The sequence below is a fragment of the Streptomyces sp. Edi2 genome, assembly GCF_040253635.1.
In the GTDB taxonomy this organism is placed as follows: Bacteria; Actinomycetota; Actinomycetes; order Streptomycetales; family Streptomycetaceae; genus Streptomyces.
Genome location: NZ_JBEJGX010000003.1, coordinates 8,708,905 through 8,732,435 on the forward strand (window position 1 = coordinate 8,708,905; position 23,531 = coordinate 8,732,435).

The following is a 23,531-nucleotide window of genomic DNA, read 5'->3' on the forward strand; positions in this document are numbered from 1 at the left end:
CAATGCTCCGCGACAAGACTAGAACCGCCCCCGGCCGGGCCACGCGGCAGGGCCGCACAGCGGTGCAGTGGCCGGGGACGGTTCGTGTCACACGAAACTATCGCGCCGAGGTCAGCGGGGTCACAGCACGCACTCGGCCTCGTCGTAGCGCTCCGAGGGCACCGTCTTGAGCGTTTCCACGGCCTCGGCCAGCGGCACCAGCGTGATGTCGGTGCCGCGCAGCGCCGTCATCATCCCGAAGTCGCCGCGGTGCGCGGCCTCGACGGCGTGCCAGCCGAAGCGGGTGGCGAGCACCCGGTCGTACGCGGTCGGGGTGCCGCCGCGCTGGACGTGCCCGAGGATCACCGGACGGGCCTCCTTGCCGAGGCGGTCCTCCAGCTCCACGGAGAGCTGCCGGGCGACACCGGCGAACCGCTCATGGCCGTACATGTCCTTGCCGCCGATGTCGAAGGACATGGTGCCCTCACGCGGCTTGGCGCCCTCGGCGACGACCACGATCGCGAACTTCTTGCCGGCCTCGAACCGCTCGGCGACGCGCGCGGTGAGCTCGTCGATGTCGAAGGGCCGCTCCGGCACCACGATCGCGTGGGCACCGGCCGCCATGCCCGAGTGCAGCGCGATCCAGCCGGTGTGCCGCCCCATCACCTCGACGATCATCACCCGCTGGTGCGACTCGGCGGTGGTCTTGAGCCGGTCCAGCGCCTCGGTGGCGACGCCCACCGCGGTGTCGAAGCCGAAGGTGACATCCGTGACGGCGATGTCGTTGTCGATGGTCTTCGGGACGCCGACGATCGGCAGCCCGGCGTCGGACAGCAGCCGCGCCGCCTTCAGCGTGCCCTCGCCGCCGATCGGGATGATCGCGTCCAGGCCCAGCTCGGCCACATGGCCGCGGGCCCGCTCCACACCGTCGCGCAGATGGGCGGGCTGCACCCGCGAGGACCCCAGGATGGTGCCGCCGCGCGCCAGGATGCCGCCGACGGCGTCGAGGTCGAGCTTGCGGTAATCGCCTTCCAGCAGGCCCTTCCAGCCGTCACGGAAACCGATCACCTCATCGCCGTGATCGGCGGTGGCACGGTGGACGACGGAGCGGATGACGGCGTTCAGACCGGGGCAGTCGCCGCCGGAGGTGAGTACACCAATACGCATTGCTCGAAAAACCCTCTGCAACTCAACCGGGGGCCCGGACCCCGTCGTCCGGTTGGATTCCGCTCACCCTACAAGCGCGGGGCCGCCGGGCACACGTACGCCCGCAGTGCGGACTGCGGGCGTACGGAAAGGGGTCGAATTCCGGCGGATGTCACATATCGACGAACGCCCGAACCGGGAGAGACTGAGATCAGGCAGGCTGGGTCGCCGCGGCGATCCGCTCCTGGCGCAACGCCTCGTACCAGCGGTCCTCGACCGGCGGCAGCGCATTGACATCCAGCGCCAGCTTGATCAGCAGATCCGCGATATGCGGATTGCGCGCCATCACCGGCCCGTGCATGTAGGTACCGAAGACGGTGTCGTTCCACGCGCCCTCGTAGCCGTCGCCGACGCCGTTGCCCTTGCCGAACCGCACCTTGGCGAACGGCCGGGCGGTCTTGCCCAGGTGCGTGACGCCCTGGTGGTTCTCGAAGCCGGTCAGCGGCGGCAGCCCCAACTGCGGGTCGATGTCGGCGAGTACGTCACCGACACAGCGCTCGGCCTCGCCGCGGGTGCTGACCACGTCCAGCAGCCCCAGGCCCTCCTGCCGCTCCCCGAGGTCGTTGATGAACTCATGACCCAGGATCTGGTACCCGGCGCAGACCGAGAAGACGATCGCGCCGTTGGAGACCGCGCGGCTCAGCCCGCCGTCGCGGATCAGCCGCTCGGACGCCAGGCGCTGCGGCCGGTCCTCACCGCCGCCGATCAGGTAGATGTCGCCGGAGGTGGGAATCTGCTGGTCGGACCGGACGTCCAGGCGCTGGACGTCCAGGCCGCGCTGGCGCGCCCGCCGCTCCACCACCAGGGCGTTGCCCTGGTCGCCGTACGTGCTCAGCAGGTCCGGGTAGATCCACACCAGGCGCAGGCTGTTGTCACTCATGCTCGCTCGTCCTTGTCCCTCACGTCGGTGCACCGCATTCAGTTGCCCACGCGCCGGCGCAGGTCCTGGAAGGCCGTGTAGTTGGCGATGACCTCGATCCGTCCGGGCGGCGCCATCCCCACCGCCTCGTCAAGGCTCTCGCACACATGGAAGTCCAGCCCCGCGACCTCCAGGCGCACCGCCAGGTCCAGCTTGCGGTCGCCGAGTACGAAGATCGGGTGCCCGGCGAGCCGGGTGTAGTCGACGTCCCACAGCCAGGAGGTGTCCGTGCCATCCGCGCCGCGGGCGTTCACCGACATGATCACCGGGGTCGGCGGCGGGTCGATCAGCGAGAACGTCTCCAGCCAGCCGGCCGGGTTCTTCGCCAGCAGCAGCCGCAGTTCCCGCTCCATGAACGTGACCACGTCATAGCGGCCTGCCACCGCCTGCACCGAGAACATCCGCTCCAGGGCCACCTGCGGCGGCACCCCGAAGGCGGCGGCGACCGCGGCGGACGTGGTGGCGTTCGCCTTGTTGGCACGCCCCGGCAGCTGCAGCTTGATCGGCCAGGCGCTGCCGTGCGGATCGAGCACATGGTCGCCGGACAGCGCCCAGCTGGGCGTGGGCCGGCGGAAGCCGCACTCGGCGCAGAACCAGTCCTCGCCCGGGCGCTGCATCACACCACCGCAGGAGGGGCACGACCAGGCGTCGTCCTTCCACTCCTGCCCGGCCGCGACCCACACCACATTCGCGGACGACGAGGCCGCCCAGACGATCAGCGGGTCGTCCGCGTTGGCGATGATCAGGGCCTTGGAACCGGACAGCCCCTCGCGCCAGTGCTCGGCCAGCATCCGGGTCTCCGCGGCGCGGTCGAGCTGGTCGCGCGAGAGGTTCAGCAGCGCTATGGCCTTCGGCGTCACATCGCGTGCCACGCCGGCGAGGTACTTCTCGTCCACCTCGATGACGCCGTACTTGGCGTCCGATCCACCGGCCAGCGCGGAGGTGATACCCGCCGGCATGTTGGCGCCGAGCGCGTTGGAGACCACCGGCCCACTGGCCCGCAGAGCCTCCGCGATCAGTCGCGTCGTGGTCGTCTTGCCGTTGGTCGCCGACACCAGGATGACGTCCAAGTGCCGTGCCAGCCGCGCCAGCAGGTCGGGGTCGAGCTTCAGCGCCACCCGGCCACCGATCACCGATCCGCTGCCGCGGCCCGCCGCGCGCGACACCGCCGCCGCGGCCTTGCCCGCCGTCACGGCCAGCTTGGCCCGCGGCGACAGCGGCTCCGTGTTGCCTGCCATCGTCCTTGATCCTCCTTGCATCCGGCGCCCGCCTGCCCTGAGGCTGCCGGTGGAACGCTTCCTCCGCAGCCGATGACCGGCCGAGGCTTCGGTCGGGGATCAGCCTATCGAGATCCGGCCCCGGGCCCGAACCCCGCCACCCGTCCGGCGACATCCCGGGCGCGCCGGACCGTACTCTTACCCCCATGCCCGACCGCACCATCCCCGGCTCTTCCGGCCGGGTCCGCCCGCTGCGCCTGCTCGGCGACCCCGCCCTGACCGAGCCCTGCCGGGAGGTCACCGCCTTCGACGGCGAGCTGGCCCGGCTGGTCGAGGACATGTACGCGACGATGTACGCCGCGCACGGTGTGGGCCTCGCCGCCAATCAGATCGGCGTCCCGCTGCGGGTCTTCGTCTACGACTGCCCCGACGACGAGGACCGCCGCCATCTCGGGCATCTCGTCAACCCCCGGCTCGTCGAGACCGACGGCCCGGTCATCCGCGGGCCCGAGGGCTGTCTGTCGCTTCCCGGTATCGAGGCGGGCACTCCGCGCCACGACCACACCGTCGTGACCGGGTTCAGTGTCACCGGTGAGCCCAGGACCGTGACCGGCACCGGCTTCTTCGCCCGCTGCCTGCAGCACGAGTGCGACCATCTCGACGGCGGGCTGTACGTCGACCATCTCACCGGGCTGCGCCGCCGCCGGGCGCTGCGCGCGGCGGCCAGGGCCCCGTGGGCCGCGACGGCGGCGCCCGGCCGCTGAACGGCCGGGCGCCACCGTCGTCTCACCCTCCGGCGCTCAAAAGCCGGGACGGAGGCTGCCAGGGCTCGAAGGCCACGGCTCAGAACCCGGGGCCGCCCTCACGGTCCTTTACCGCGGCCAGCTGGCCCCAGAGCAGATCGGCCAGCTGGGTGACCAACTGCTCGCGTGAACAAGGGCGTTCGCGCAGCCACCAGTCGCCTGCCCCGTGCATCATGCCGACGATGCCGTGGCCCCATACGCGTGCCGTCAGCTCGCCGCCCGGCCCCAGGTCGAGCCGGTCGGTGATCACCTTGGCCAGCTCCTCGCCGAGCCGGCGCAGCAGCGGTGCGGAGTGCCGCCCGACGTCGAAGCCGGACTCCGAGGCGTTGTCCCCGTCCGACGGGTGCATCAGGAAGCGGTACACCTGCGGCCGCGCCTCGATCGCGAGCAGGTAGGCGTCGAGGGTGGCCTCGACCCGGTCCCGGCGCAGGACGGGCGCGTCCAGCGCGGTCGCCAGATTGGCCAGCAAGGCATCGGTGTGCCGTACGGCGAGGGCGCGGTACAGGCCGCCCTTGTCGCCGAAGTGCCGGTAGAGGATCGGCTTGGTGATGCCGGCCTCGGCGGCGATGGCGTTCATCGATGCGTCCGGGCCGTCGCGCAGCACAATGCGCTCGGCGGCCTCCAGCAACTCCCGCCGTCTGCGCTCGGTCGCCGTCTGCTGGCGGCCGCTGTGCTTGGTGCTTTCCATGGTCGTGCTCCCCACCCTTGTGAATCCGTGGCGCTCGCGCAACGTAACACCCGATCTCCACGGCGAATTCGTTCTCAGGGGAGTTGACATCTCCTACTGACGAGTAACACACTGCGGGTTACCGCTAGTAACAACAGTAATGCCAGGCAGCAGTGGAGGGGACATGGCCGAGTTCACCATGGAGCTCAACGACGAGCAGAAGGAAGTCCGTGACTGGGTTCACGGCTTCGCCGCGGACGTCATGCGCCCCGCCGCCGCCGAATGGGACGAGCGCGAGGAGACCCCCTGGCCGGTCATCCAGGAAGCCGCCAAGATCGGTCTGTACTCGCTGGACTTCTACGCCCAGCAATTCTTCGACCCCACCGGCCTCGGTATCCCCATGTCCATGGAGGAGCTGTTCTGGGGGGATGCCGGCATCGGCCTGTCGATCGTGGGCACCGGACTCGCTGCCGTCGGCGTGCTCGCGAACGGCACCGAGGAGCAGATCGGCACCTGGATCCCGCAGATGTACGGCGATGTCGACGATGTGAAGGTCGCGGCCTTCTGCTCGTCGGAACCGGACGCCGGCTCGGACGTCGCCGCGATGCGCACCCGTGCGGTCTACGACGGGGCCAAGGACGAGTGGGTGCTCAACGGCACCAAGACCTGGGCCACGAACGGCGGGATAGCGGGCGTGCACGTCGTCGTCGCGGCCGTCGACCCGGAACTCGGCTCCAAGGGCCATGCGTCCTTCATCGTCCCCCCGAACACCCCCGGTCTCTCCCAGGGGCAGAAGTTCAAGAAGCACGGCATCCGCGCCTCGCACACCGCCGAGGTCGTCCTGGAGGACGTCCGGGTTCCCGGTCACTGCCTGCTCGGCGGCAAGGAGAAGCTGGACGAACGGCTCGCCCGCGCCCGTGAGAAGGCCAAGAGCGGTGGCGAGCGCCTGAAGAACGCCGCCATGGCCACCTTCGAGGCCTCCCGCCCGGCCGTCGGCGCGATGGCGGTCGGCACCGCCCGCGCCGCCTACGAAGAGGCGCTGGAGTACGCCAAGACCCGCTCCCAGTTCGGCCGCCCGATCATCGACAATCAGGGCGTGGCCTTCCAGCTCGCCGATATGCGCACCCAGATCGACGCCGCCCGCTTGCTGGTCTGGCGCGCTTCTTGGATGGCGGTGGCCGGCAAGCCGTTCACCTCCGCCGAGGGCTCCATGTCCAAGCTCTTCGCCAGCGAGGTCGCCAAAAAGGTCACCGCCCAGGCCGTACAGATCCTCGGCGGCAACGGTTTCACCCGCGAATACCCGGTCGAGCGGATGCATCGGGACGCGGCTATCTACACCATTTTCGAGGGCACCAGCGAAATCCAGCGACTGGTGATTGCCCGGACGGTTTCGGGAATGCCGATCCGCTGAGGTGTACGTGCCGCAAGGCGCGTGGAGTTGTGTTTTGCGTGAGCCCCGCCCGGTCGTCGGGCGGGGCTTTTGTGTGCTGTTTCTGGCGGGCTCCGGAATGCTATTCGGGGCGATTCCGGGGGATCGAATCGGGATTCGGGGAGGGGCTGGGGCGGGTCGGGGATGGGTCGGGGTTCCCGGTGCGCCCGGGCGGTGTGCGGTGTGTGCGGCGGGGTCGGGGCCTGCGGAGGGCGTGGCCGAGAAGTACCGAAAAGCACTCATCCAAGGTTCAACCAGTGGTTGCTGTCTGGCTTGTCGTCGCCGGTGCGTCTGCTGACGTGGATGCCGGTGAGGGTGCCGGTGAGGTCGTTGGTGTGACTGCCGACGGGGGTGACTGTCGCGTCTTGAGTTGGTGAAACCTATAGCGTCGCCGCAGCTCTCGGGGTGCGACGGTGCATTGCTACCCGGTGTAACCGTCGCCGCCCTTGCGGAATGACGGCACGCGAGAACTCGAAGAATGGGCTGGTTGCCGTAAGGGGTAATCACTGCCTCCGGTAAGGGAGCCCCGCCGTAAGGGAGTTGCGGTGGGGCTCCGTCTCGTCGCGCCGTGCGGCGGCTGGTCGTATGGCTGCCTGCTGCCTGCTGCCTGCTGTCCGCGTCTCTGTGGTCCGTCACCGCGCGCCCGCCCCCGTGCCTGCCCCCGCCCGCTCCGCATCGCCGTCCTTCCGTGCCGGGTGCCCGGTCTCCCCTTGACGGGTGGGGCGCCGCGCTCTACGTTCCTTCCGTAAAGCAAAACATTCTTTCCGTGATGTGGAAGTTTGCCCCTCCGGCCCTCCGCTGGAGCTTGCCCGTGACAGGTCGACGCAGGAGTAACTCGATGCCTCGAATGACAGCCGCTCGTGCCGCGGTGGAGATCCTCAAGCGGGAGGGTGTGACCCACGCCTTCGGAGTGCCGGGTGCCGCGATCAATCCCTTCTACGCAGCGCTCAAGGGCGTCGGCGGGATCGACCACACGCTGGCCCGCCATGTCGAGGGCGCCTCGCACATGGCCGAGGGGTACACCCGGACCCACCCGGGCAACATCGGCGTCTGCATCGGCACCTCCGGCCCGGCCGGCACGGACATGATCACCGGCCTCTACTCCGCGATCGGTGACTCGATCCCGATCCTGTGCATCACCGGCCAGGCGCCGACCGCCGTGATCCAGAAGGAGGACTTCCAGGCCGTTGACATCGCCGCGATCGCCACGCCGGTCACCAAGGCCGCCACCACGGTCATGGAGGCCGCGCAGGTCCCCGGTGTTCTCCAGCAGGCCTTCCACCTGATGCGCTCGGGGCGGCCAGGTCCGGTCCTGATCGACCTGCCGATCGATGTCCAGCTGACGGAGATCGAGTTCGACCCCGAGACGTACGAGCCGCTGCCGGCCTTCAAGCCGACCGCGACCCGCGCCCAGGTCGAGAAGGCACTCGGGCTCCTCAACGAGTCGGAGCGCCCGCTGATCGTCGCCGGCGGCGGCATCATCAACGCCGACGCCTCCGAGCTGCTGGTCGAGTTCGCCGAGCTGACCGGGATCCCGGTCGTCCCCACCCTGATGGGCTGGGGAATCCTCGCCGACGACCACGAACTCAACGCCGGAATGGTCGGCCTGCAGACCTCGCACCGCTACGGCAACGCGAACTTCCTGGAGTCCGACTTCGTCCTGGGTATCGGCAACCGCTGGGCCAACCGCCACACCGGCAAGCTCGACGTCTACACCCAAGGCCGGAAGTTCGTCCATGTCGACATCGAGCCGACCCAGATCGGCAAGATCTTCGCCCCGGACTACGGCATCGCCTCGGACGCCAAGGCCGCGCTGCAGCTGTTCGTCGAGGTGGCCAGGGAGCACAAGGCCGCCGGGCGGCTCCCCGACCGTACCGACTGGGCCGCGTCCACCCAGGTGCGCAAGGCCCGGCTCCAGCGCCGTACGCACTTCGATGACATCCCGATGAAGCCGCAGCGTGTCTACGAGGAGATGAACAAGGCCTTCGGGCCGGAGACCCGCTATGTGAGCACCATCGGCCTCTCCCAGATCGCCGGCGCCCAGATGCTGCACGTCTACAAGCCGCGCCACTGGATCAACTGCGGCCAGGCCGGCCCGCTCGGCTGGACCATCCCGGCCGCGCTGGGGGTGGCCACCGCCGACCCGGAGACGCCGGTCGTCGCCCTCTCCGGCGACTACGACTTCCAGTTCATGCTCGAAGAGCTGGCCGTCGGCGCCCAGCACAAGATCCCGTATGTGCATGTCCTGGTGAACAACGCATACCTGGGGCTGATCCGTCAGGCGCAGCGCAACCTCGACCTCAACTTCCAGGTCAACCTGGAGTTCGAGAACATCAACGCCCCGGAGCTGGGCGTCTACGGCGTGGACCACGTCAAGGTCGCCGAGGGTCTGGGCTGCAAGGCCCTCCGCGTCACCGATCCGAGCGAGTTGGGCGCCGCCTTCGAGGAGGCCAAGAAGCTGGCTGCCGAGCACCGCGTCCCGGTCGTCGTCGAGGCGATCCTCGAGCGGATCACCAACATCTCGATGAGCGGGAGCGATATCGCCAGTGTCCAGGAGTGGGAGGACATCGCCACCGAGCCGGACCATGCGCCCACCGCGATCAAGCCGCTCAAGGTCTGACGCAGGCCGTTCAAGGTCTGACGTGGGTTGTTCAAGGCCTGACGCAAGCCGCTCAAGGCCGGGCACCGGCCCGGCCGGTCACGGGCCGAGGACCACCGGGAGGCGGGCCGGCCCGTGCATCAGGCGGCTGTGACGCCACTCCAGCGCGTCCCAGCTGTCCGTCGCAGGCCGGATGCCCGGGAAACGCGTCAGCAGTACCTCGAAGGCGATGCGGGCCTCGAGGCGGGCCAGCGGCGCTCCGAGACAGTGGTGCGGGCCGTGCCCGAACGAGAGATGACCGCCCGGCCGGTCGGGGCCCGGGCTTTCCTCCGGCCGGGGGCAGCGGGGGCGGTCCGGAGGGCCGGAAGCGTCCCATGGCTCCGTATGGCAGTGGCGGTCCAGCCGTACCTCGTCCGGCGTGACGAACCGCGCCGGATCGCGGTTGGCGCCTCCGGGAGACACCAGAACCACATCTCCCTCGCCGATCCCGACACCACCGAGTTCGAACGGCTCGGTGGCAAAGCGGAAGGTCGCGAGCGTGATCGGGGAGTCGTAGCGCAGGAATTCCTCGACCGCGGCGGGGAGCAGACCGGGGTCGGCCCGGAGGCGGGAGCGGAGCGCGTCGTCCTGGAGCAGGGCCACCATGCCGTTGCCGATGAGATGGGTGGTGGTCTCGTGACCTGCGACCACCAACAGCACGGCCAGGGAGACGAGTTCGGCTTCGGACAGCCGGTCGGCCTCGTCCCGGGCGGCGATCAGGCCGCTGAGGACGTCGTCCCCGAGGGCTTCGCGCCGGGCCGCGATCAGCCGCGTCATGTAGTCGCTGAGGGCGTGCGACGCACGGTCCACGGTGTCCGGGGCCGCCGCGGCGAACAGGTCATGGGACCAGCTCCGGACCGCCGCACGGTCCGGGGCCGGCACCCCCAGCAGCTCGCTGATCACCGTGATCGGCAGTGGCACGGCGAACTCCTCGACGAGGTCCGCCGACCCGCGCGCGGCCAGTGCGCCGGCCAGTTCCTGTGCGATCGCGCGGATGCGGGGCTCCAGACGTGCCACGGCCGCCGGAGTGAACGCCTTCATCGCCAGCTTCCGCAGCCGGCCGTGGTGCGGAGGGTCGGTGGCGAGCATGGTGCGGCTGACGGCGGGCGCCAGCCGGCGGTTGCCGGGCCGGTCGGCGAAGTAGCGGGCGGTGTCCTTCGACAGCCGGGCATCCGCCAGCGCCGCCCTCGCCTCCGCCCAGCCGGTGACGACCCAGGTCGTACGGCCGTTGTCCGTACGTACCCGATGTACCGGGCCGCGCGCCCGCAGGGCGGCGAGGAGCGGATACGGGTCCCGGGAGAACTCGGCGGAGTCCAAGGGGCTGTTCACGGTCGGCCTCATGATCCCGTTGATCCCGTCGCGGAGGTCGGTCCCGGTGCGCTGTGGAGCGGTCTCCTTGCGGCCCCGGCCACCGGCCAGCCTAAGGGCTGTCCCTTGGTGAATCCTTGCAGGGGCAAGGATTGCCGCTCATGGCGGCCGCCGACGTGCGTGAGCAGAAAGCCCGGCGCACGCTGGATGCATGTCCGAGCATCCGCCTGTCATCGTGCACCCGCCGACCCCCTCCGGTGGCCGACGGGTGACCGTACGTGGGCAGATCGTGGGCCTGGCCCACGGCCGCGGTGATGTCGCCGAATTCCTCCGCCGCGCGGGCGTCGCCGGCCCGGCCGAGGACATCGCGCTGGACGACCCCGGGCTCGTCGAATGGCGGGGCGGCTCGCTGGACGACTGGCCGATGCCGCCGGCCTGAGCCGCTGCCGACTGCGTGCCCCGCCGCTCTCCGCCCCCTGAGCGCGGTACGACGGGCGATCGAGCCGCCGTGGCCGAAGGACGTAGGCTGGCGAACGGCGGCCTCCGGGCTGCCGGTTCGTAAAGGTGCGGCAGCAACGGGAGCAGGGCGTGAGCGACGACGGGGACAGCGGCCACGACGACGGCGGTGCGCACAGCGGAAGCTCCGTGCTGCACGGCCGGTCGGCGCATTCCACGGATCTGAGTGTCCTGCGAAGGGCCATGCGCTGGGAGACATTCGTGATCCTCCTGATCCTGGTGGTCGTGGCCGCGGCGGCGTCCTAGGGGGTTCTCCGCATCTTTGCCCGGCCGGCCCTCGTGGTCCGGTCTCCCGGTCCGGTCTCCCGGTCCGGCCTCGGACCGGTCTGCCCGGCCCCCGAACGCGCCGTCCGATTTCCGCCAGCGCCCTCGCCCGGCCTGCTGCACAGTGGACCCTGTGATGCACGAGGACAGCAGGTACGAGGCGGTGCGCAGCAGGGACGCCAGATTCGACGGCGCCTTCTTCTTCGCGGTCTCCACGACCGGGATCTACTGCCGGCCGAGCTGCCCCGCCACCACCCCCCGGCGCCGGAATGTCGCCTTCTTCCCGACCGCCGCGGCCGCCCAGGGCTCCGGCTTCCGCGCCTGCCGTCGCTGCCGTCCCGATGCGGTGCCCGGCTCGGCCGAGTGGAATGCCCGCGCCGATGTCGTCGGGCGGGCGATGCGGCTGATCGGCGACGGTGTGGTGGACCGGGAGGGGGTCGCCGGGCTGGCGGCGCGGCTCGGCTACAGCGCCCGGCAGGTGCAGCGACAGCTGAACGCCGAGCTCGGCGCCGGCCCCGTGGCACTGGCGCGGGCACAACGCGCCCACACCGCACGGGTCCTGCTGCAGACCACCGGCCTACGGGCCGCCGAGATCGCGTTTGCCGCCGGTTTCGCCAGCGTGCGCCAGTTCAACGACACCATCAAGGAGATCTACGCGCTCACGCCGGGCGAGCTGCGGGCCGGCCGTCCCGGGAAAGCGGCCCGAGGCGCCCCATTGGCCTCGCGCGCCACCCCCGGGGTGCTGCCGCTGCGGCTGGCCTTCCGCGGCCCGTATGCGGCCGGGCAGCTCTTCGATCACCTCCAGCGGCGCGCGATCACCGGTATCGAGGAGGTCGGCGGCGAGCCCGGCGCCCGCACCTACCGGCGCACTCTGCGGCTGCCGCACGGTACCGGTATCGCCGAGGTCGACGAGGCGACCGGGGGCGGCTGGCTGAACTGCCGGCTGCACCTCACCGAACTGCGCGATCTCACCACCGCCGGGCAGCGGGTGCGCCGCCTCTTCGATCTGGACGCGGACCCGTACGCGGTCGCCGAGCGGCTTGGCGAGGATCCCGTCCTGGCACGGCTGGTCGGCCGGCATCCCGGCCTGCGCTCCCCGGGCGCCGCCGCCCCGGACGAGCTCGCGGTCCGTGCCGTGCTCGGCCAGCAGGTGTCGGTCGCGGCCGGCCGTACTCTCGGCGGCGCGCTGGTCGCTGCGTACGGCGAACCGCTGCCGGAGCCGTCCGGTGCGCTCACCCACCTCTTCCCCCGCGCCGACGCCCTCGCGGATGCCTCGCTCGCCGAACTCGGGATGCCCGAATCGCGGCGGACGACCCTACGCACCCTCGGTGCCGCGCTCGCCGACGGCACGGTCACCCTGGACGCCGGAGCCGACCGGGACGAAGCCGAACGCGCGCTGCTCGGCCTGCGTGGCATCGGCCCGTGGACGGCCGGCTACATCCGGATGCGCGCCCTCGGGGATCCTGATGTGCTGCTGACCGGCGATGTGGCCGTCCTGGCGGGCATGCGCCGGGCCGGAGCCCCGACGGCGGACCTGACCGCACGGGCGGACGCCTGGCGCCCCTGGCGCTCGTACGCCATGCACCACTTCTGGAACGTGCCGGTCAGCGAACCGGCACGCCCTCGCCCCTCCACCACGGAAAGCACAGGACCATGACGCTCTACACCACCCTCGACAGCCCCCTGGGCGAACTCCTGCTGGTGGGCGAGGAATCGGCCACCGCACCGGGCGGCACATCGCTCGCCTCGCTGAGCGTGCCCGGCCAGAAGGGCGGCGCGACCGTCCAGGACGGCTGGACGTACGCCCCGGATGCCTTCACCGAGATCGCCCGCCAGCTCCGCGCCTATTTCGACGGGAGGCTGACCCGCTTCGGCATCGCCTACGCGGACACCCGGGGCACGGAATTCCAACGGCGCGTATGGCAGGCCCTGGAGGACGTTCCGTACGGCACCACGACCACCTATGGGGCCATCGCGGCCGGGATCGGTGCCGCGCGGGGTGCGGTGCGCGCCGTCGGCACGGCGATCGGCGCGAACCCGCTGCTCGTCGTCCGGCCCTGCCATCGAGTGATCGCCGCGGACGGATCCCTGTCGGGATACGCGGGCGGGCCCGTACTCAAGCGGCAGTTGCTCGGCATCGAGAGGGACGCGCCGGACGCCCGCTGAGCGCGCCCTGCCGCAGCCGGGCCGGGCCGGGCCGGGCCCGCACCGCCCGGCCCGCGTCAGCCGCCCCGTCCGAAGACTCCATGGAGCACGCCATGACCACCACGACCACTACGAGCACCACGGCCGCCCAGCGCCGGACCCGTCCCACTGTGCTCGCCGAGCGGGTGGCGGCCGCCGACTGGACGGCGCTGGCCGAGGAAATCGACACCCTGGGCTGCGCGTTGACCCCACGGCTGCTCGGCCCGGCCGACTGCCGCGCCCTGATCGCGCTCTACGACGACCCCTCCCGCTTCCGCTCGACCGTCGACATGGCCCGGCACCGCTTCGGCTCGGGACAGTACCGCTACTTCGCCGACCCGCTGCCCGAACCGTTGCGGGCCCTCCGTGAGGCGTTCTACCCGCACCTGCTACGGACGGCCCGTGACTGGGCGGACAAGCTCGGCAGACCGGCGCCCTGGCCGGACACCCTGGGGGAGTGGCTCACTCTGTGCCACAACGCCGGGCAGACCAAGTCCTCACAGATCCTGCTGCGTTACGGGGCGGGCGACTGGAACGCGCTGCACCGGGACATCTTCGGGGAGATGGTCTTCCCCCTCCAGGTCGTCATCGGCCTGGACGAGCAGGGCACCGACTACACCGGCGGCGAGTTCCTGCTCGTCGAGCAGCGGCCGCGGGCACAGTCCCGCGGCACCACCACCGTCCTGCGGCAGGGCCACGCCCTGGTGTTCACCACCCGCGACCGCCCCGTACGATCCGCCCGCGGCTGGTCGGCGGGCCCCGTACGCCATGGCGTGAGCACCGTCCGCTCGGGCCACCGGCACTCCCTGGGCCTGGTCTTCCACGACGCCTGATGGCACCGCGCGGCGCACCCCCGGCCCGGCCCAGGTCCGCACCGACGGGGTCAGAGCATCGAGCCGCCCGTGACGTCGAAGCGCTGGCCGGTGATCCAACGGGATGCGTCCGAGGCCAGGAACGAGGCGACGTCCGCGATGTCGGAGGGGCGGCCGATCCGGTTGAACACCGAATAGGCCGCCAGTGCGGCCCGCCCTTCCGGCGTCGCCCTCCGCGCCGCCGTCACATCGGTCTCGACCCAGCCGGGGGCGATGGTGTTGACCGTGATCCCGCGCGCGCCGACGTCCTTGGCGAGGGTGTGGGTGAGCGTTTCCAGCGCGCCCTTGGACATGCTGTAGGCGATCTGCGACGGGTGCGCCGTACTCGTCACCGCCGACGAGATGTTGATGATGCGTCCGCCGTCACGCATCCGTCGCAGACCGTGTTGGATGAGGAAGAACGGGGCCCTGAGGTTGACCGCGAGGGTGCGGTCGAACTCCTCGTAGGTGACCGCGTCCATGCGCCCGGGGAAGTTCTGCGCTGCGTTGTTGACGAGAATGTCGAGGCCGGGCGCCGCGCCGGAGGCGGCGAGTTCGGCGTCGAAGATGGTGAAGAGGGCTTCGGCGTCACCGGGAACTCCCAGTTCCGCGCCGACCATGAAGGCCCGGCCGCCCGCGCGCGTGATGCTTTCGACCGTTTCCTTGGCCGCGATGTCATTGCTGCCGTAGTGGACGGCGATCAGCGCACCGTCCTCCGCGAGGCGCTGGGCGATGCCCCGGCCGATGCCGCGGCTGGATCCCGTCACCAGTGCGGTCTTCCCCTCGAGGTCACCCATGATCGTTCTTGGCCTTCCGTTCAACTGTGGTGGCGTGCTGCCGCCGGTTACCGAGGTGTGATGGCCCGCCCGTGAGGGGGCGCTCAATGCTGCGCGTCCAGTGCGGTCAGGGTGGAGACGAACACCGGCTTGCCCTCCTGGGAGCCGGTGACCTGGACCGTCGTGGTGGAAGGGAGCGCGGACGGGATGTGCCGGGCCACGAGGGTGCAGGGGATGCCGTGCTCGGCGTAGCGGTGGAATTCGGTGCCGAAGGCGTAGGGCACGAAGATCTGGGGCGCGGTCAGCGCCCGGGCGGCCTGCTGTGTGGCGTCGAGCAGCAGCATTCCCGGAATATGGTCATTCGCCGGATTCACCATCGCGCCATGGCCGGGCGCGATGCGCAGTTCCCAGCGGCCGGACCTGTCGGTGGGGGAGAGCAGGACATCGCTGTCCGTGGCGCTGCCGGTCAGTTGGTGCGGGACGGGTGCGGGCGGTGGGCCCAGGGCGCGGCGTGCGGCCAGCCGTTCGCCACGGATCCGGCGGTAGACGGCAGGGGAGGTGACGGCGACGTCGGAGTACCCCGTTGCGACGATCCGGCCCGCCTTGCGGATGGTCATGCTGAAGTGGCCGCTGGAGAGCGTGCCGCCCCGCAGGCGCATCCGGCTACAGGTGACATCGATCGTCAGCCGGGTGGGCCCGCTGCCAACGGCCAGGTGTTCGGGGTGGGTTGTGTACACCAGGTTGCCGAGGATGAAGTGGTGGCCGACCGGTACGCCGAGTTCGGTGTGGCACAGGAGCAGCCCCGCCTGGCGGATGGTCTCGCCGGTGAGGATGAGATGGTGGCGGCCATGCGCCGGAGTGAAGTACCGGTGGTCGTGCGGCCATTGGGCGGTCAGCGTGAAGCGGGAGTCGTCCAGCCGGCGCCATGAGGTGACCAGAATGTCGTCGGCGACGGGCCGGTGGACGAACTCCTGGGGGACGCGGGGGCCGTGGTGATGCCCGGCGGCAGCATGGTGGTTCCCCTTCGAGCGCGTCTGATGTGGAGCCCTGGGTTGAACCGTGCCGCTGACGTGCATCGTGTTGCTCATGAGTGCCCCCAGGCGTCTCTACGGGAAGAGGTGCATCGCTGTTAAGATACGTACCATCCGGTTTTATTTTCAATGCCGGGCGTCGAATTGCAGCAAGTGGCTGGCCCAGGGGTGAATTGAGCGGTAGCTAACTGATGCGAACATGGAAAACACGAGAGACAGGAGGCGTCCTGTGGCACAACAGGACCGCGCGATCCGGACCCGGCGACTGATTTTGGAGGCGGCCGCCGCGGTCTTTGACGACCTCGGCTACGACCGCGCGACCATCGCCGGAGTCCTCGACCGCGCAGGCGTCACCAAGGGCGCCTTGTACTTCCACTTCGCCTCCAAGGAGCAACTCGCGCTGGCGGTGCTCGATGAGCACGTACTGGACATCGCCGTCGAGCCGCAGAAGATCAAGTTGCAGGAGTTCGTCGACGCCGGCCAGGTGCTGGCGTACCGGCTGCGCAGTGACCCGATCCAGCGCGGGGCGGCGCGGCTGGCGGTCGAACAGGGCTCCAACCACCTCGATCGCAAGCAGTCGATGCTCTCGTGGAGCGTGTTCGTGGAGGAACTGCTGACCGAGGCCAAGGACCGCGGTGAAGTGATGGAGAGCATCGTCGTGCGCGAGACCGCGGAGCTGTTCGTCGGCGCCTTCGCCGGGCTGCAGATGATGTCCCAGGCCTTTACCAACCGGGCCGATCTCAGTCGCCGGCTGACCGTCTTCTTCGAGCACACCCTCCCTTGTATTGCGGTTCCGGCGATCCTCGCCAAACTCAACCTGGATTCTGAGCGCGGTGAACAACTCGACGCCGCCCTGCAAGGAAAGGCGTCGGCGAACGCCGGGATCGGTGCCGCCGCGAGCTGATCCGGCGCCTCGGGCCGGGGGGCGCGGCGGCCGGAAGGCGTGGGGTACCGGCAGGGGGCGGGAGGCAAAAACAAACCGCGCACGCGGTGTTGGTTGCCGAGCTGTGAAAGTGCTGTGTGTGAACGGTGCAGGTCAGAGGCGTCGTGGGGCTCCCGCGGCGCCTCTCGGCGTGGGCGGGTCGGGGGCGCGGGGAGCGGTGGGCGAGCTTCCCGGCGGCTGCCGCCCGGAAGCGTTCGGCGTCTCTGCCGGACGGAATTGTCAGTGGTGTGCTGTTCACTGGGACTCGGCGGGTTCAGCGGAGTCCGCGCGTCGCAGACGAGGCCGGGGGAGGCCCGATGAACGGGGCAAGGGGGAGTCAGGACCGGGGCGGAGTGAGGCAGATCACGGCCGCCGGGGAGAGAAGGCGGCCGGTGCCGCGGAATAGACCGCCGCGATAGAACGTTCGGCATGCACGTATCCATGGCCTGATCGTGCCGGTACCCGGGGAGACGCCCCACACCTCTCACGCCGCTTCCCCTGCTCCGCCGCCCTCACGACGACCACCACCCCCCGCTCCCACCGACGCTCACCTCTGCCGCCCTGGAGGCCGCACGTATGACCCAGATGACGACGGACCAGCGCCCCGGAAGGGCGGCGGGCACCGCTGCCGCGCCCCTCGTACCCGACGAGGCCGTGGGCGGCGGGCACCGCAGAAGCCGCGGCGGCATCGTCCCGGTCCTCGCCTTCTCCGGCATTGTCGTCGCGGTCATGCAGACGCTGCTGGTGCCGGTCATCAAGGACCTGCCGGTGCTGCTCAACACGGCGCCCAGCAACGCCACGTGGGTGATGACGGCCACCCTCCTCGCGGGTGCCGTCTCGACGCCCATCATGGGGCGTCTGGGCGACCTCTACGGCAAGCGGCGGATGCTGCTCACCAGCCTGGCGGTCATGGTCGTCGGCTCGCTGGTCTGCGGCTTCACCAGCGACCTGCTCACCATGATCGTGGGCCGGGCGCTGCAGGGCTTCGCGATGGGAGCCATTCCGCTCGGCATCGGCATCATGCGCGACGAGCTGCCGCGCGAACGGCTCGGTTCGGCCATGGGCCTCATGAGCTCGTCGATCGGGGTGGGCGGCGGACTCGCGCTGCCGGCCGCGGCCCTGGTCGCCCAACACGCCAACTGGCACGCCCTGTTCTTCGGCGCCGCCGGACTCGGCGTGCTGTCGATGCTGCTCACCTTCCTGGTCGTCCCGGAGAGCGCGGTGCGTGCCCGGGGACGCTTCGACGTGGCGGGTGCCCTCGGGCTGTCGGCGGGTCTGGTCGCCCTGCTGCTGCCCATCACGAAGGGCAGCGACTGGGGCTGGGGCTCGCCCACCACCCTCGGTCTCTTCGGCCTCGCGGCGCTGATCCTGGTGCTGTGGGGCGTGATGGAACTGCGCATCGCCGACCCTCTGGTCGATCTGCGGACCACTGCCCGCCGCGAGGTGCTGCTGACCAACCTCGCCTCGATCACGGTCGGTGTGGCCTTCTACGCGATCTCGCTGGTGCTGCCGCAGCTGCTGCAGCTGCCCGAGTCGACCGGCTACGGCCTCGGCCGGTCCATGGTGGTGGCCGGCCTGTGCGTGGCGCCGCTGGGCCTGACGATGATGTTCGTCGCCCCGTTGTACGCGCGGATCGCCGCCCGCCGCGGACCCAAGGTCTCGCTGCTGCTCGGCATGCTGGTCATAGCGATCGGCTACGGCGCGGGCATCGGCCTGATGGACGCCCCCTGGCAGACCGTCATTATCGCGGTGGTCATCGGCGCCGGCATCGGCCTGGCGTACTCCTCGCTGCCCGCGCTGATCATCGGTGCCGTCGACCCGTCCGAGACCGGGGCGGCCAACGGTCTGAACACCCTGATGCGTTCGATCGGCACCTCGGTGTCCAGCGCCGTGATCGGTATGGTGCTGGCCCATATGTCCCAGCGCGTGGGACCGGCGACGGTGCCCACACTGGCCGGATTCCGGGTCTCCTTCCTGATCGCCACGGCCGCCGTCCTCGTCGGTGTCGTCCTGGCGTCCTTCCTGCCCTCGCCGGGTAAGGCATCCCGTCCGACCCTGGTGGGCCAGAGCTCGGACAGCGGTGTCAGCGATGACGGCGTTGACAGCGGCGTCATCAGTGGCAGCGGTGCCGGGGGCGTGGTCGCCGCTGACGCCGAGGCCGCCGCCGCGGCCGTGCCGACCACGCCGGACGTGCCGACCGCGACCGGACCGGCCGAGGTGACCACGACCGGGCCGGCCGGGACCGGGCCCGGCTTCGCAGGCCGGGTCCTGGACACCTCCGGTACCCCGATACCGGGCGCGAGCATCACCCTGATCGACCGCCAGGGGCGCCAGTCCGGCGTCACCACGGCCGACGCCGACGGGTGCTATGCGCTCGCTGCCCCCGTGGCGGACACCTACGTCCTCACGGGCGCCGCGCCCGGCCATACCCCCTATGCCGCCTCGGCCATGTACCAGGGCGAGGACGCTTCCACCCGGATCGATCTGACACTCGCGGGCACCGGCCGGCTGAGCGGTGTGCTGCTCGGGGGCCCTGAAGGCGCCCCGCTGGCCGGTGGGAGCATCGTCCTCACCGACGCCGGTGGTGAAGTGGTGAGCCGTACGGCCTCCGGCACCGACGGGAGCTGGGACCTCGCCACGGTGCCGCCGGGCCCGTACACCCTGGTGCTGAGCGCCCCCGGCCATCAGCCGCAGGCCCGTGCCGTCGAACTGTCCGGCGGCGAGCCGGATCGGCAGGACGTCCGACTGCAGCCGACCGCGACCGTCCGTGGCACGGTGCGGGGCCCGAATGGCCGGCCGCTCGGCGATGCCGCCGTGACCCTCGTCGAGGACGGCACCGTCGCGGGGCACACCGTCACCGGGCAGGACGGCGTCTTTGCCTTCGCCGACCTGAGCGGCACTCACTACACCCTCACGGCAGCCGGTTTCCCGCCGCACGCCGTCCCGATATCCCTCGCCGGCGGCGCCCACGAGATCCTTGACCTGGACCTCGCCCAGCCGTCGGCGGCCACCCGCTGACCGATGCATGCGGTGCGCGCACCTTGCTGCGTGCCGCACCCGGCTCCTTCTCCGTCCCCTCCTCGGTCCCCGTCCCCGCCCCTACTCCGGAGAGATGGCGGGGGAGGGCGGCGGCGTTCGACGACGCCGCGTGCGCACGAACGCCGACCGAGGAGCGCAGAGGCCCCGGTCCGGTTTCTGGGCTGCGCCCGGGCCCCGTGCCCCGCTCAGGCCTGGTATTCCGTGAGATCAATGCTGTGCACCGTCAGCGCATGGCCGTACTCCGGATGCGTCGCCTCCCGCTCGAAGGCCATGCCGAGCTTGCGCAGGACGTTGTCCGAGGCCTCGTGGCCGAGCCGGTTGACGGCGATGACACGGTCCAGGCCGCGGTCCTGAAGGGCGAATTCCAGCACGGCCTGGGCGGCTTCGGAGGCGTAGCCCTGGCCCCAGTACTGCCGTCCGAAGCGCCAGCTGATCGCCACCTCGTGCGCCGCCTCCGGAAGGAATCCCGGTACGGACAGACCGGCGCATCCGGCCAGTTCGCCCGAGGCGAGCAATTCGACGGCGAAGATGCCGAAGCCCTCGTCGTCCCACTCCTCCTCCCACCGTTCGATCTCCTCGGCGGTCTGCTCCAGGCTCAGGGCGGAGCCGTCGCCGATCCAGCGCATGACCGCCGGGTCCGTGTTGATGTCCGCCATGGGGGCGAGGTCGTCGTCGGTCCAGCGGCGGAGGATGAGGCGGGGGGTGCGGATCTCGGTCATGCCGCCCATCCTGTCCAATGCCAGGGCCTCGGTGGTAATCGGCAGGTGCCGTTCGCGGGCCGTGCGGCGCAGGTCAGTGGCCCAGCAGCTGCGCCAGGGTCTCGTCGAGTTCGGTCTGCAGGATGCGGCTCGCCGCCTCGCCGTCCCCCTCGGCGACCGCTTCGACCAGCGCCGCATGGCGGGCACTACTCGTACAGGTGCATCGAACCGCATGACGGCGCCTACGACGGCGCGGGCGTGCAGCAGTGGGCGTGCAACGGCGGCTTCACTCAGCAGTGGCGCACGGTCCCCATCGGTGACGGCATCGTGGTACTCCGGCACCTCATGAGCGGCAAGTGCCTTCAGGACATGGGCCGGCCCGACGGTGAACGCCGCGAGGTCGGCCTCATGCCGTGCACCGGAGCAGACAACCAGGCTTGGCGCGCCGAGGGGCGGGATCGGTAGAGCCGGAGCACTTGCACGCTCTCGCCTGCGGGCCGGGCAGCCGGATCGTGGCAACGCGACCCGGCTGCCCGGCTGCCTGACTGAAAGGGACAGCGGCCGCGGCGCCGCTCCGCGTCTGTCGCACCTACCGGCGCGGGAATGAGCCTCTTCGAGCGCCCGCCGGGCAAACCGGGGCCGCCGGGCAAACCGGGCGCGCCGGGCCTGCCGGGGCCCGTGGGACCGGTGATCCCGGTGATCCCGGTCGACGGAACGGCCGAACCTGGCGGTGGCGTACCCGCAACTCGGGAATTCTCTGCGATTCTGGGCGACACGCCCCGCATACCGGCTGGTCACGTCGATTTCCGGGGTGACCGGCGTGCCGAGCGCTCCGGCTCGTTAGTGGTGTGTTAGTGCCTCGTTAGCGGACCGGCAGTGCCCGAGGCCACGCTGGAAGGAGCATGGGCCGGACCGTACGCACCTACGACGAGAGCTCGCACCTACCAGACGAGGGGGACACTTATGTCGCTCACCTTCAAGACTCTCGGCCGCGGCCGGCGTGTCGCCGCGGGATCGCTGATCGCCGTCGCGGCGCTGGGGCTCACCGCCTGCCAGGGTGGGCCCGACGCCACCTCGCACCCCTCGTCGGCCGCCGCACCCGCCAAGCAGAGCGGTGACGGCTCGCAGTCGGCCGGCGGCAGCAGCAAGTCGACCGGGGCGCAACCGCAGTCCTCCGCACACGGTCAGCAGTCCTCGGACTCCTCGGCGAAGACGGCCTCCCCCGGCAGCAAGCCGACGGGCAAGGCTCCGAGCGCCGCACAGTCCCAGGCCTCCGCCATGGCGGCGTCGGACCGTTGCACCGCTGACCAGATGTCGCTGCGCCTGGGCGCCTCCGACATCGGTGCGGGCAACATCCGCTATCCCCTCGTCTTCACGAACAAGGGCAAGAAGGCCTGCTCACTGCGCGGCTATCCCGGGGTCTCGCTGATCAAGCGGGACGGCTCGGCGGTCGGCAAGCCCGCCACCCGCGGAGGCGGCTCCGGTGGTGCCGTCCGGCTCCAGCCGGGGCAGAGCGCACACGCCGTGCTGCACACCCTCAACGAAGGCGTCTCGGACACCCCGTGCTGGGACCGCTCGCAGCTCGTCTTCGTCTACCCGCCCGGATCCAAGGAGCCGATGACCACGGGCAGCGCCGGTCTGCGGGTGTGCGGCGGACGGTTCGACGTGACCGCGGTGGAGGCCGGGGGACTGGGCTGACACCGTTGTACGGCGACACGGGAGCCGGGCGGCCGCGAGGGTGGTCACCCGGCTCCCGTGCGTTCTCCGGCGGGGCGGCGTCCCGCGGCGGGCCGGGCGCCGGGACGGTTCACCACAACGGCCCCTTGTGACCGCCCCGCCACTCCGGATCGGTGTTACCAAGGTGGATGGAAGCCTTGAATGAGTGCTTTCGTTGCATATCTGCCGAGGAGCCATCCCCATGTCTGCAGCTTCGAGCGTGGCCGCCCAGGCCGCTGCGAACGGAAAGCCGTCCGCCGAGGACGAGTCCCCGATCCACATTCTCTGGATCAACGCCGGCCTGAGTTGCGACGGCGACTCCGTGTCGCTGACCGCAGCGACCCAGCCGAGCATTGAGGAGATCGCGCTCAGTGTGCTGCCGGGGCTGCCCAAGGTTGCCGTCCACTGGCCACTGATCGACTTCGAATGCGGCCCGGTCCAGGGCGCGGACAATTTCATCGAGTGGTTCTTCAAGGGCGAGCGCGGCGAGATCGACCCGTTCGTGCTGGTCATCGAGGGATCCATCCCCAACGAATCCATCAAGCCCGAGGGCTACTGGTGCGGTTTCGGTGACGACCCCGAGACCGGCCAGCCGATCACGACCAGTGAGTGGATCGACCGGCTCGCCCCCAAGGCGCTCGCCGTGGTCGCCATCGGCACCTGCGCCACGTACGGCGGTATCCATGCGATGGCGGGCAACCCGACCGGAGCCATGGGCGTGCCCGACTACCTGGGCTGGGACTGGACCTCCAAGGCCGGGATCCCGATCGTCTGTGTGCCCGGCTGCCCGATCCAGCCGGACAACTTCTCCGAGACGCTGGTCTACCTGCTCTACCAGGCGGTGGGCTCGGCCCCGATGATCCCGCTGGACGACCAGCTGCGCCCCACCTGGCTCTTCGGCGCGACCGTGCACGAGGGCTGCGACCGCGCCGGCTACTACGAACAGGGCCAGTTCGCCACCACCTACGACTCGCCCAAGTGTCTGGTGAAGCTCGGCTGCTGGGGTCCCGTGGTCAAATGCAACGTGCCCAAGCGGGGCTGGATGGACGGCATCGGCGGCTGCCCGAACGTCGGCGGAATCTGTATCGCCTGCACCATGCCCGGCTTCCCCGACAAGTTCATGCCGTTCATGGACGAGCCGCCCGGCGGCAAGCTCTCCAGTACCGCCAGCGCCGCGTACGGCAGTGTCATCCGCCGGCTGCGGGACATCACGGCCAAGACCGTCGATCACGAGCCCAAGTGGCGCCACCGCGGCGACCAACTGACCACCGGCTACCGGAAACCGTGGTGAGCGCACCCCGCCCGTAGCCGTCCGGCTCCTTCCGGACCTCCGTCCGACCTCACTTCCGCGCGCAACAGAAGGGCACG

Annotated in this window: 21 protein-coding genes; 13 read left to right on the forward strand and 8 right to left on the reverse strand. The window is 70.6% G+C overall.

Going from position 1 to position 23,531, the window contains the following annotated elements; all coding sequences use genetic code 11:
- Positions 1-120: 120 nt before the first annotated feature.
- From ABR737_RS41690 to ABR737_RS41700, 3 genes are all read right to left on the reverse strand, one after another.
- Positions 121-1,146, reverse strand: coding sequence for a 6-phosphofructokinase (locus ABR737_RS41690; protein ID WP_328381752.1), 1,026 nt, complete (start codon positions 1,144-1,146; stop codon positions 121-123).
- 190 nt (positions 1,147-1,336) lie between these two features.
- Positions 1,337-2,065: a type 1 glutamine amidotransferase gene (locus tag ABR737_RS41695; RefSeq protein WP_086716724.1), complete on the reverse strand. Its 729-nt coding sequence runs from the start codon at positions 2,063-2,065 to the stop codon at positions 1,337-1,339.
- Between the two features lie 38 nt (positions 2,066-2,103).
- Complete coding sequence (locus ABR737_RS41700) at positions 2,104-3,342, reverse strand: MurT ligase domain-containing protein (RefSeq protein ID WP_350256342.1); 1,239 nt, start codon at positions 3,340-3,342, stop codon at positions 2,104-2,106.
- Positions 3,343-3,527: 185 nt separating this feature from the next.
- Here ABR737_RS41700 and def point away from each other — a divergent pair, with 185 nt between their 5' ends.
- Positions 3,528-4,085: a peptide deformylase gene (gene def, locus ABR737_RS41705; protein WP_350256343.1), complete on the forward strand. Its 558-nt coding sequence runs from the start codon at positions 3,528-3,530 to the stop codon at positions 4,083-4,085.
- 79 nt (positions 4,086-4,164) lie between these two features.
- Here def and ABR737_RS41710 read toward each other — a convergent pair whose 3' ends face one another.
- Positions 4,165-4,812 (reverse strand): TetR/AcrR family transcriptional regulator, encoded by a 648-nt coding sequence (locus ABR737_RS41710; RefSeq protein WP_350256344.1) that lies wholly within the window; start codon positions 4,810-4,812, stop codon positions 4,165-4,167.
- A 163-nt stretch (positions 4,813-4,975) separates the two neighbouring features.
- On the opposite strand from ABR737_RS41710, the gene ABR737_RS41715 reads away from it, so the two are divergent.
- Together ABR737_RS41715 and gcl are read left to right on the forward strand one after the other, a co-directional pair.
- A complete protein-coding gene (locus ABR737_RS41715; RefSeq protein WP_350256345.1) occupies positions 4,976-6,202 on the forward strand; it encodes an acyl-CoA dehydrogenase family protein in 1,227 nt (408 codons plus the stop codon).
- 856 nt (positions 6,203-7,058) lie between these two features.
- Positions 7,059-8,840 (forward strand): glyoxylate carboligase, encoded by a 1,782-nt coding sequence (gene gcl, locus ABR737_RS41720; protein WP_350256346.1) that lies wholly within the window; start codon positions 7,059-7,061, stop codon positions 8,838-8,840.
- Positions 8,841-8,918: 78 nt separating this feature from the next.
- Here the strand turns inward: gcl and ABR737_RS41725 are convergent, their stop codons facing one another.
- A complete protein-coding gene (locus tag ABR737_RS41725) occupies positions 8,919-10,187 on the reverse strand; it encodes a cytochrome P450 family protein (protein WP_350256347.1) in 1,269 nt (422 codons plus the stop codon).
- Positions 10,188-10,377: 190 nt separating this feature from the next.
- Between ABR737_RS41725 and ABR737_RS41730 the strand changes: the two genes are divergently transcribed.
- The 5 genes from ABR737_RS41730 to ABR737_RS41750 all read left to right on the forward strand — a co-directional run bounded on the left by ABR737_RS41730 (position 10,378) and on the right by ABR737_RS41750 (position 13,963).
- Positions 10,378-10,605 carry a hypothetical protein gene (locus ABR737_RS41730; RefSeq protein WP_350256348.1) on the forward strand — a complete coding sequence of 76 codons (228 nt, stop codon included), beginning with the start codon at positions 10,378-10,380 and terminating at the stop codon, positions 10,603-10,605.
- 149 nt (positions 10,606-10,754) lie between these two features.
- On the forward strand, positions 10,755-10,928 hold the full coding sequence (locus tag ABR737_RS41735; RefSeq protein ID WP_350256349.1) for a hypothetical protein: 174 nt from the start codon (positions 10,755-10,757) through the stop codon (positions 10,926-10,928).
- A 154-nt stretch (positions 10,929-11,082) separates the two neighbouring features.
- Entirely contained in the window at positions 11,083-12,603 is a 1,521-nt protein-coding gene (locus tag ABR737_RS41740; protein ID WP_350257125.1) for an AlkA N-terminal domain-containing protein, read from the forward strand.
- Positions 12,600-13,112, forward strand: coding sequence for a methylated-DNA--[protein]-cysteine S-methyltransferase (locus ABR737_RS41745; RefSeq protein ID WP_350256350.1), 513 nt, complete (start codon positions 12,600-12,602; stop codon positions 13,110-13,112). Before ABR737_RS41740 ends, ABR737_RS41745 begins: the two co-directional genes overlap by 4 nt.
- Before the next feature lie 92 nt (positions 13,113-13,204).
- Positions 13,205-13,963 (forward strand): 2OG-Fe(II) oxygenase, encoded by a 759-nt coding sequence (locus tag ABR737_RS41750; RefSeq protein ID WP_350256351.1) that lies wholly within the window; start codon positions 13,205-13,207, stop codon positions 13,961-13,963.
- A gap of 50 nt (positions 13,964-14,013) precedes the next feature.
- Here ABR737_RS41750 and ABR737_RS41755 read toward each other — a convergent pair whose 3' ends face one another.
- Both ABR737_RS41755 and ABR737_RS41760 read right to left on the reverse strand, forming a co-directional pair.
- Positions 14,014-14,778 carry an SDR family oxidoreductase gene (locus tag ABR737_RS41755; RefSeq protein ID WP_350256352.1) on the reverse strand — a complete coding sequence of 255 codons (765 nt, stop codon included), beginning with the start codon at positions 14,776-14,778 and terminating at the stop codon, positions 14,014-14,016.
- 83 nt (positions 14,779-14,861) lie between these two features.
- Positions 14,862-15,845 carry a ScbA/BarX family gamma-butyrolactone biosynthesis protein gene (locus ABR737_RS41760; RefSeq protein WP_350256353.1) on the reverse strand — a complete coding sequence of 328 codons (984 nt, stop codon included), beginning with the start codon at positions 15,843-15,845 and terminating at the stop codon, positions 14,862-14,864.
- Between the two features lie 172 nt (positions 15,846-16,017).
- Between ABR737_RS41760 and ABR737_RS41765 the strand changes: the two genes are divergently transcribed.
- Both ABR737_RS41765 and ABR737_RS41770 read left to right on the forward strand, forming a co-directional pair.
- Positions 16,018-16,692, forward strand: a complete 675-nt coding sequence (locus ABR737_RS41765; protein WP_350256354.1) for a ScbR family autoregulator-binding transcription factor — start codon at positions 16,018-16,020, stop codon at positions 16,690-16,692.
- Between the two features lie 594 nt (positions 16,693-17,286).
- Positions 17,287-19,728, forward strand: coding sequence for an MFS transporter (locus tag ABR737_RS41770; RefSeq protein ID WP_350256355.1), 2,442 nt, complete (start codon positions 17,287-17,289; stop codon positions 19,726-19,728).
- Positions 19,729-19,934: 206 nt separating this feature from the next.
- Here the strand turns inward: ABR737_RS41770 and ABR737_RS41775 are convergent, their stop codons facing one another.
- Entirely contained in the window at positions 19,935-20,468 is a 534-nt protein-coding gene (locus tag ABR737_RS41775) for a GNAT family N-acetyltransferase (protein WP_350256356.1), read from the reverse strand.
- A 45-nt stretch (positions 20,469-20,513) separates the two neighbouring features.
- Here ABR737_RS41775 and ABR737_RS41780 point away from each other — a divergent pair, with 45 nt between their 5' ends.
- The 3 genes from ABR737_RS41780 to ABR737_RS41790 all read left to right on the forward strand — a co-directional run bounded on the left by ABR737_RS41780 (position 20,514) and on the right by ABR737_RS41790 (position 23,454).
- Positions 20,514-20,912 (forward strand): RICIN domain-containing protein, encoded by a 399-nt coding sequence (locus ABR737_RS41780; RefSeq protein WP_350256357.1) that lies wholly within the window; start codon positions 20,514-20,516, stop codon positions 20,910-20,912.
- 498 nt (positions 20,913-21,410) lie between these two features.
- Positions 21,411-22,145, forward strand: a complete 735-nt coding sequence (locus ABR737_RS41785; protein ID WP_350256358.1) for a DUF4232 domain-containing protein — start codon at positions 21,411-21,413, stop codon at positions 22,143-22,145.
- 220 nt (positions 22,146-22,365) lie between these two features.
- Positions 22,366-23,454, forward strand: coding sequence for an NADH-quinone oxidoreductase subunit B family protein (locus ABR737_RS41790; protein ID WP_350256359.1), 1,089 nt, complete (start codon positions 22,366-22,368; stop codon positions 23,452-23,454).
- The last annotated feature ends 77 nt before the right edge of the window (positions 23,455-23,531 follow it).

Bases quoted from the DNA above. Each gene is read 5' to 3' on its own strand.
- ABR737_RS41770 (WP_350256355.1), top strand. From the start codon at position 17,287: ATGACCCAGATGACGACGGACCAGCGCCCCGGAAGGGCGGCGGGCACC.
- ABR737_RS41710 (WP_350256344.1), bottom strand. From the start codon at position 4,812: ATGGAAAGCACCAAGCACAGCGGCCGCCAGCAGACGGCGACCGAGCGC.
- ABR737_RS41760 (WP_350256353.1), bottom strand. From the start codon at position 15,845: ATGAGCAACACGATGCACGTCAGCGGCACGGTTCAACCCAGGGCTCCA.
- ABR737_RS41715 (WP_350256345.1), top strand. From the start codon at position 4,976: ATGGCCGAGTTCACCATGGAGCTCAACGACGAGCAGAAGGAAGTCCGT.
- gcl (WP_350256346.1), top strand. From the start codon at position 7,059: ATGCCTCGAATGACAGCCGCTCGTGCCGCGGTGGAGATCCTCAAGCGG.
- ABR737_RS41730 (WP_350256348.1), top strand. From the start codon at position 10,378: ATGTCCGAGCATCCGCCTGTCATCGTGCACCCGCCGACCCCCTCCGGT.
- ABR737_RS41775 (WP_350256356.1), bottom strand. From the start codon at position 20,468: ATGACCGAGATCCGCACCCCCCGCCTCATCCTCCGCCGCTGGACCGAC.
- def (WP_350256343.1), top strand. From the start codon at position 3,528: ATGCCCGACCGCACCATCCCCGGCTCTTCCGGCCGGGTCCGCCCGCTG.
- ABR737_RS41740 (WP_350257125.1), top strand. From the start codon at position 11,083: ATGCACGAGGACAGCAGGTACGAGGCGGTGCGCAGCAGGGACGCCAGA.
- ABR737_RS41790 (WP_350256359.1), top strand. From the start codon at position 22,366: ATGTCTGCAGCTTCGAGCGTGGCCGCCCAGGCCGCTGCGAACGGAAAG.
- ABR737_RS41755 (WP_350256352.1), bottom strand. From the start codon at position 14,778: ATGGGTGACCTCGAGGGGAAGACCGCACTGGTGACGGGATCCAGCCGC.
- ABR737_RS41785 (WP_350256358.1), top strand. From the start codon at position 21,411: ATGTCGCTCACCTTCAAGACTCTCGGCCGCGGCCGGCGTGTCGCCGCG.
- ABR737_RS41690 (WP_328381752.1), bottom strand. From the start codon at position 1,146: ATGCGTATTGGTGTACTCACCTCCGGCGGCGACTGCCCCGGTCTGAAC.
- ABR737_RS41695 (WP_086716724.1), bottom strand. From the start codon at position 2,065: ATGAGTGACAACAGCCTGCGCCTGGTGTGGATCTACCCGGACCTGCTG.
- ABR737_RS41745 (WP_350256350.1), top strand. From the start codon at position 12,600: ATGACGCTCTACACCACCCTCGACAGCCCCCTGGGCGAACTCCTGCTG.
- ABR737_RS41750 (WP_350256351.1), top strand. From the start codon at position 13,205: ATGACCACCACGACCACTACGAGCACCACGGCCGCCCAGCGCCGGACC.
- ABR737_RS41700 (WP_350256342.1), bottom strand. From the start codon at position 3,342: ATGGCAGGCAACACGGAGCCGCTGTCGCCGCGGGCCAAGCTGGCCGTG.